At 55.0% G+C, this 7,553-nt stretch carries 9 protein-coding genes; 4 read left to right on the forward strand and 5 right to left on the reverse strand.

Annotation, left to right across the window (positions count from 1 at the left end; translation table 11 throughout):
• The coding region (locus Q0510_RS19065; protein WP_298715343.1) for a hypothetical protein at positions 1-349 on the forward strand (349 nt) is incomplete at its 5' end.
• Positions 350-446: 97 nt separating this feature from the next.
• On the opposite strand, the gene Q0510_RS19070 is transcribed toward Q0510_RS19065, so the two are convergent.
• Positions 447-1,139, reverse strand: coding sequence for a type 1 glutamine amidotransferase domain-containing protein (locus Q0510_RS19070; protein ID WP_298715345.1), 693 nt, complete (start codon positions 1,137-1,139; stop codon positions 447-449).
• Between the two features lie 144 nt (positions 1,140-1,283).
• Positions 1,284-1,862, reverse strand: a complete 579-nt coding sequence (locus Q0510_RS19075) for a Crp/Fnr family transcriptional regulator (protein ID WP_298715348.1) — start codon at positions 1,860-1,862, stop codon at positions 1,284-1,286.
• 183 nt (positions 1,863-2,045) lie between these two features.
• On the opposite strand from Q0510_RS19075, the gene Q0510_RS19080 reads away from it, so the two are divergent.
• A complete protein-coding gene (locus Q0510_RS19080) occupies positions 2,046-2,912 on the forward strand; it encodes a helix-turn-helix domain-containing protein (RefSeq protein ID WP_298715350.1) in 867 nt (288 codons plus the stop codon).
• A gap of 5 nt (positions 2,913-2,917) precedes the next feature.
• The gene (locus tag Q0510_RS19085) at positions 2,918-3,358 is read left to right on the forward strand and encodes a DUF983 domain-containing protein (protein ID WP_298715351.1); all 441 of its coding nucleotides are present in this window, start codon (positions 2,918-2,920) and stop codon (positions 3,356-3,358) included.
• Positions 3,359-3,426: 68 nt separating this feature from the next.
• Here Q0510_RS19085 and Q0510_RS19090 read toward each other — a convergent pair whose 3' ends face one another.
• A complete protein-coding gene (locus Q0510_RS19090; RefSeq protein ID WP_298715353.1) occupies positions 3,427-4,980 on the reverse strand; it encodes a PAS domain S-box protein in 1,554 nt (517 codons plus the stop codon).
• A 93-nt stretch (positions 4,981-5,073) separates the two neighbouring features.
• Positions 5,074-5,727, reverse strand: coding sequence for a hypothetical protein (locus Q0510_RS19095; RefSeq protein ID WP_298715355.1), 654 nt, complete (start codon positions 5,725-5,727; stop codon positions 5,074-5,076).
• A gap of 92 nt (positions 5,728-5,819) precedes the next feature.
• On the opposite strand from Q0510_RS19095, the gene Q0510_RS19100 reads away from it, so the two are divergent.
• Positions 5,820-6,641 carry an N-acetylmuramoyl-L-alanine amidase gene (locus Q0510_RS19100; RefSeq protein ID WP_298715357.1) on the forward strand — a complete coding sequence of 274 codons (822 nt, stop codon included), beginning with the start codon at positions 5,820-5,822 and terminating at the stop codon, positions 6,639-6,641.
• Between the two features lie 83 nt (positions 6,642-6,724).
• Here Q0510_RS19100 and Q0510_RS19105 read toward each other — a convergent pair.
• Positions 6,725-7,553: RagB/SusD family nutrient uptake outer membrane protein (locus tag Q0510_RS19105; protein ID WP_298715358.1), on the reverse strand; the 829-nt coding region annotated here is incomplete at its 5' end.

The raw sequence follows: 7,553 nt of genomic DNA on the forward strand, positions 1-7,553 counted from the left end.
GGAGGTCAACTGGCTGGAGCTTTGCTACATCCTCAAGCTCGACGTCACGGCGATCCCGGAAACGCTGCGCGCCTTCTTCCTGGAAGATGAAATGCGGAACACCTTCCTGGAAGTGCTCGCCATTTATGGGAAAGGATATACCGCCTCGGGGGATATCGCACTTTTCAACCGCTGGATGAAAACGGAACGGGTGTACATGGGCTTCCTGTCGCCGCTTTCCATGCTGGGCACGCAAGCCGGCCGGGACCTGGCGCATTACTGGATCGAAAACTCCATCTGGACGGGAGCGGAGGAGAAGGATGAGACTACGATGGCGGAGTTTCTAGGTGGGAAGAGGGGGTATGCTTGAAAATAATTGCATTGCCAATGCCTTGCGTAATTAAGAAAAAAAGCCCGAAGGCCAAGGCCTCCGGGCATATCAACCGAGTATGAAACCCTGAAACGGGTTATTTCTTGTTCAGCAATTCCAGCAGCAGCTTCGCGGCCTCTTCCGACGATGCGGGGTTCTGGCCGGTGATAAGCAGGCCGTCTTGCAGCACGTAGCTACCCCAATCCGGCCCCTTGCTGTAAGCGCCGCCGTTTTTCTTCAGCTCGTCTTCCAGCAGGAAGGGCACTACTTTCGTCAGCTGCACCGCTTCCTCTTCGGTGTTGGAAAAGCCGGTCACTTTCAAACCTTTCACCAAGGGTTCGCCGTTCGCTTTTTTGGTGTGTAGCAGTACGGCTGGCGCGTGGCATACGGCAGCTACGGGCTTGCCGTTGTTATAGAATTGCTCGATGAGCGCTATGGAGTTTTTGTCGTTGGTGAGGTCCCACAGCGGGCCATGGCCGCCGGGATAAAATACCGCGTCGTAATCGGCGGCGTTTACCTGGCTGAGGGGGATCGTGTTGGCCAACTTTTGCTGCAAATCCTTGTCGCCGAAGAACCGCCGCGTGGCGTCGGTCTGCGATTCGGGGGCTTCGCTCTTGGGATCGATGGGAGGCTGCCCGCCCAGCGGAGATGCAATGGTGACCTCGACGCCGGCATCCGCCAGGGCGTAATAAGGGGCCGCGAATTCTTCTACCCAGAAACCGGTCTTATGACCCGTGTCGCCCAACTGGCTGTGGGAGGTCAGTACAATGAGAATTTTGAGGACATTCATATTGGTGCTTTTTGCGTGTTCTGATCGTCGTATCGGCGCCGGTGCGACGATACAAAATTAGAACAGCGCAGCATCCCGAAAGTTGCGGTAGCGCACTAAAATGCTGTGATCCCCCGCACAGCAGGGGCTTTTGTGTGAGCATGATCACATTTCGCCCTGGTACAAACGGCTCAGGCTCTCGCGCGATACGCCGAGGTATGCCGCCAGCAGCGTTTTAGGCACCCGCTGCATCAGTTTGGGTTGCAACTGCTGCAACCGCTCGTAGCGCTCCCGCGGATTCTTGAATAGCAACAGTAATATGCGCTGTTGCAATCCCACATATCCGCCCTTCTTCTTCAACAAAAAGAAATTCGAAAAAGCATGTATCTCACGGGCGAGCTTCTGATGGTCGTCGTCGGAAAGTACCAGCACTTCGCTGTCTTCGATACAGTCCACGGTCAGCGTGGCGGGCGTGTGGTTATATAAAGCCAGGTAGTCGGACACCCACCAGTCCTCCATCGCGAATTGCAGGATATGCTCCTTGCCGGATTCGTCGGTATGGCTCGATTTGATCAACCCTTTATGGACCCAGTAATGATATTTTACGGAATCGCCTTCCTGGATGAGGGTTTGCCTTTTTTTGAATTTCTTGAGGGAGAAGTGGGACCAGATGTATTCGAACTCGTCGTCGGTTAGCGGGACAAGCTGGGTAAAATGCTGGTGAAGTCGGGTCTTAATGTCCATATCAGCCCTCAATTTACTGAAAATTTCCCTGTTGAAGCGTCGCGGCGGATGGGGTTTTTAGTGCTTTAGTACCCTAAAAAGTGATAAATATCAGGCCGTTTCGACCGTCACCAGTAAAAAATACCACAAAAGCCCCAAATGTGAAAAGTACCGCAACCGGCTGTATCGTACCTTTGTGATGTCATGAAAGCAACCATCCCGGTATACGATATCTGCACCGTTTCAGACGGTCACCAGCACCCGGACCTGCTCACCGAGCGCCTCGGTTCCTACCTGAAGAAGAACTACCAGCGCGTCCACCAGCAGCACGGGCACTCGTTTTACCACCTGGTGCTTTTTACCGGCGGCAGCGGCTCCCACACCCTGGATTTCACCCGCTACGCCGTGGAGCCCTGGCAGATGTACTTCATGACGCCCGGACAGGTCCATTCCTGGCACTTTGGCCCGGAAACCGAAGGATATGTGGTGCATTTCTCCACCGCTTTCTTCCGGTCGTTCCTCGCCAACCCCGATTACCTCGACCGCTTCCCGTTCTTTTCGGGGCAAAGCCCCGACCAGGTGATGGAAGTGCCGGAAAAGCTCCGCGAAGTTATTCAGCCGGTATTCGAGCAGATCCTGCAGGCTGGCGCCGATAACGAGCCCGATCTCGTGCGCGCCCTGCTTTTGCAGCTGTTCCTGGAAACCGACCGCCACATCGCCCGCGACGGCGAGCCCGGCGTGCCGCAACAAAAGCAGCTCGTGCTGCGGAACTTCATGGCGCTCATCAACCGCCACTACCGTTCCATGCGCCTGCCCCGCGAATACGCCGAACAGCTCTACATCACGCCCAACCATCTCAACGCCCTTTGCCAGGACCTCCTAGGCAAAACGGCCGGCGAGATCATCCGGGAGCGGGTGTTACTGGAAGCCAAGCGGCTCCTTACCAATGAGCAAAAGACCGTAGCCGAAATAGCCGGGGACCTCAACTTCCCCGACAACAGCTACTTCTCCCGGTTTTTCCGGAAGTATACAGGGCAGTCGCCCGAAGAATTCAGAAAAAGTCTAAACTGAAAAATATGTGTGCCGAAAGAAACGAACAAAAGCCCAATTTGATCCTCAGCGCCCTGCAGAACAAATGCCCCCGCTGCCGGAGAGGCCGCCTCTTCGTGGAATCCAATCCCTACAAACTCGGCTCTTTCATGAAAATGAACGAGCACTGCCCCGAATGCGGCCAGCCTTCCGAACCGGAAACCGGCTTCTTTTTCGGAACAGGTTACGTAAGCTACGCCCTTTCCATTGCCCTGTCCGTGTCCACCTTCGTGGCCTGGTGGGTGTTGCTCGGGTTCAGCCTGCACGATAACAGCGTACTGTACTGGCTGGGCGTTAACGCCATCCTCCTCGTGGTGATGCAGCCCCTGCTTATGCGCATCAGCCGCACCATCTGGCTCTACTTCTTCGTGTACTACGACAGCAACTGGCGCCAGAACCGGCTGCCGGTCCGCACGCCGGTCCAATAGCAGGATCCTGGCATATCTTTTCTGTAAGATGTTATTGAAAGCGTATAAGGCTCCCGGGCGGGAGCCTTTTATTTATCCTCCACCACCTTGAAAATGCGGTTGCATTTGTCCGCTACGGTATGGATGATCTCGTCCATTTCTTTGGCGATCTTTTCGATGCCGGCCAGTAAGGGCAGATTGGAAGGGTCGGTGAGATTGTCTTTGTCAAGGAGGTTGACCACGCCCAGCATGGAAGCCACCGGGCGGCGAAGGCTGTGCGAGCTCATGTGGGCTACTTTCTGCAGTTCCTCGATGTAGGTTTTTTTCTCCGTAATATCTTCCATGGCGCCGATCATGCGGATGGGCCGGTGCGCTTCGTTATACATGATGTAGACCCGGTCGAATATATGCCGGTACCTGCCGTCGGCGCACAGGAAGCGGTATTCCGCGGAATATGTGTTGCGTTTTTCGGCGATGGCTTGTTGCAGCCCGGCAATGATCTTGGGCGCATCGTCCGGGTGGACGTGCGCTTCCCACCAGTCCTCCGTTTCCTCCGCCTTGCGGTAGCCAAACATGGTGGACAGGTTGTTGTTCCAATGCATGGTGTTGCCGACCATATCATAATCCCAGATCACGTTGCTGGTGGCAAGGGTAACCATTTCGTAGCGGTCGAGCGCTTTTTGCAGGCTGAGTTGCTGTTGTATGCGCTGTGTGATATCCCGCGCAAAGCAGGAAACGCCCACCACGTGTTGTTGTTTGCGCATGGGGTGGAAGCTGATCTCCGCCACGGCGAGGCCCATGTCTTCCAGCTCGATCGTTTCTTCGATGATATGCGTTTCGCCGGCGAGGCTCCGGTCGTAATACTGGTTCCAGCGTTCGATTTCTTCTTCGGTGTCGCCTTTGACGAGGGGGCCGCCGACATGCACTTCCTGGTTTTTGAACTGGCGGATGCTGTCGCGGAAGGCGTTGTTGAAAGCGGTGTAATGCTTGCGGTCGTCTACCGACCAGATGAGGTCGTCGGTACTGTTCATGATGGTATTGAGCAGCAGTTCCTGGCGGGAGAGGGCCTCGAAAGCGATATGTTTGTCGGTGACGTCGGAGATGCTGACGATTTCCACTTCGCGGCCTTTGTAATGGGTGCCGAAGGTCCGGATGTCGACGTGCATGAGGGTGCCGTCTTTTTTGAGGTGCTTCCAGGTGCCGAAATTCTGAAACCCGGATGTGGTAAACCGGGTGGCATCGAGCACCTTCTGGACTTCTTCTTTGGGCCGGACCTGAAGTATTGTCATGGTCAGGAATTCCTGGAGCGTGTAACCGTAGAGGTGAATGGCGGCGTCATTGACGTCGACGTATTCGAGCGTTTTGCAGTCGTAGATCCACATGGGCTGGGGGCTTTCACGGAACACGCGGATGTAGGCCATTTCGAGGCGGCGCACGGAATTGCGGGATTTGGACAGCAGCCAGAACAGCAGTAAAGACGAAAACAATACGAAAAGGATGCCCTTGCCGTACTGCACTTTAAGCAACGTTGCAGGGATGTGCTCCGCCAGCCATTGCAGGAGCGAGTCCGTAATCAATATCCAGAGCACTCCGGCGGTGAAGTAAATCAGCACCGTTCGGAGGGGCGACAGTAGGTGGGTCATATTCAGCTGTTTATCAGAGGATCTAGTCCCCGGAATTTACAGAAAATTTGGTCTTGTTGCGGTTTTGGGCGGGAAGATTTATGAATGGCGCCGTCAATTGAGGGAATGGTCGATTTCGAGGACGCCGGAGAAGAGGGGCTCGCTTTTTCCCGGGAGGAATGCCTTTACCCGTACGGGCACATAATCATCGATCAGGTGGAAGATATCTTCCTTCTCCAGGGAATGGATTTCCAGCTGGGGATATGGGGAGTGGCGGTCGAGCTTCAGGCGGATAGGCAATGAATGGATGCCGGAAACAACCATGCCGCGCCAGGGATTCATTTCGTTGTCTGGCTTCAGCGTCACATGGCGGCCACGCAGCGGCTGCCTGCGGAACAACGGGGGCGCCGCGGGCGTTTTCACCAACAGGATGCCCAGGGTCAGGAAGAAATACAATAACAGCATGATCATGATGATCTCGCTGTCCTGCTGCATGAGGACCGTCATCGGCACCAATCCCATCACCGCGCAGAGCCATACCATTGCCTTGCGCTGGTAAACGCCCATCCCGGCCGGAAATAGCCTGCTTACACAGAACCCCGCAAAAATGGCGGCGGGCGCCGTATAGAGCAATATTTTCGGAAATACGCCCAACGCCTGAGTGGCCGTAGCGTTCGTCATTGCCGCTGAAATATAATAGATAAAGATCGAGGGAGGTAATGCGGCGATGAACCAGATTTTCAGGGTGTACCAAAAGAACGTTTTCATACGATAGGGCAAAGAACGGAAATAAACATCATCCGGGCAATACCTGTCAACGCGTATAACGACCGTTCGTGTTAAATTTCGTAGATTTAAAGATGTGGAAAAAAATCCTGATCGTAACAACCGTGGCAGCCATCGGCGCCTGTTCTCCCCAGCCGTACAAAACTACCAATAAGTTGTACCGTTCGGAAGCCAAACGATGGTCCGGCGTGGTGCGGTCCCAGCCCGAAAACATCCCCGTCGCCGCCGTTGCGCCGCCGGCATGGGCGGGCACCGTCAACTTCAACCTGCGCAAACCCAACTATGTTATCATTCATCATACCGCCCAGAATTCCTGTGAGCAGACCTTGCGCACTTTTACGCTGGAGCGCACCCAGGTGAGCGCGCACTACGTCATTTGCCGCGACGGTACCGTGCACCACATGCTCAACGATTACCTGCGCGCCTGGCACGGCGGCCTTTCCAAATGGGGAAGCATCACCGACATCAATTCCGCATCCATCGGCATCGAGCTCGACAACAACGGCTTCGAACCCTTCGACAGCCTGCAGATCCGCAGCCTGATGGTGGTACTCGATACCCTCAAAAAGCGGTACAACATCCCCGCCAATAATTTCATCGGCCATGGCGACATTGCGCCCCGCCGTAAAAACGACCCCAGCGTGCTCTTCCCCTGGAACCGCCTGGCCGAAAAGGGTTTCGGGATCTGGTATGGCGATACTTCCCGCATCACCGTGCCCGATAACTTCAATAACCTCCAGGCACTGCGCATCATCGGTTACGACCTGCAGGATACTTCCGCCGCCATCCAGGCATTCAAACGCCACTTCGTGCCCTCGGATTCCCTGTCGGCCCCGGCCGTACTGTCCGACGGCTCCCGGAAGATCCTCATGGGGGTCATGCAACAGGCTTTATAGACTTGCCTGCCCATAAATTGAAAAAAGCGGAGTGAGAACACTCCGCTTTTGCTTTTTTCCACGTTACTCCAATCTATATTGAATTAATAGAACGGATTCTGATCGAGTTTGGGATTGAGGTCGCGCTCACCCGTGGGGATGGGCCACCAGTAATCCCTCTTAACGTCAAACTTCCTGGTTTCGAGGAAGCTGCCGTTGTATTTTTTCGCGTCGGAATTCATCACCGTTTCGATGGTTTTCCAGCGGCGGATGTCGTTGTAATAAGTTGCTTCACCGGCAAATTCGATCCTCCTTTCCTTGCGGATAGCTTCGCGCATCTGCGTTTGGTTGAGGCCTGCGGCGATTTCGGGCATATCCACACGGTCGCGGATCTCTTTCAATGCTGCGTATACGGTCGCGTCTGCGCCAGAAGTTTCATTGCGGGCTTCTGCATACATCATCAGTACATCCGCGTAGCGCAGCACGATGAAGTTGGTTTCCGACTGGCCGCCTACCAGCGAAGATTTATCGGACGGAGGCGCTTCGCGGTCGTAGATGGAGAATTTCTTCATCCCGAAGCCGGTAATGGCGAAGCGTTTATCGTCGATGATATTGCCCATGTACATATCGCCGGGGAAAGTGAGCGTGGCGTACATGCGAGGGTCCCGGTTCTCGTAAGGTTTGGCCGGGTCGTAACCGGAACCTGCTTCCGTTGGGAAGAGGCCGTTATCCATCGGGTAGGCCATCACCAGGTCGAGCAGCGGCGCGTTGGTATTGTATTGGCGGCAGATCAGGTCGAAGGAGTTGCCTTGTTCCGGCCACATGTACTGCACGTCGAAGATCACTTCCTTGTTGTTTTCGTTCTGGGGAAGGAAAAGGGCGCGGTGGTCGTCGAAGAGGTCGTCCCCGGCTTGTCCTGCCATATCCATCACG

The sequence above is a fragment of the uncultured Chitinophaga sp. genome (assembly GCF_937874145.1).
GTDB lineage: Bacteria > Bacteroidota > Bacteroidia > Chitinophagales > Chitinophagaceae > Chitinophaga.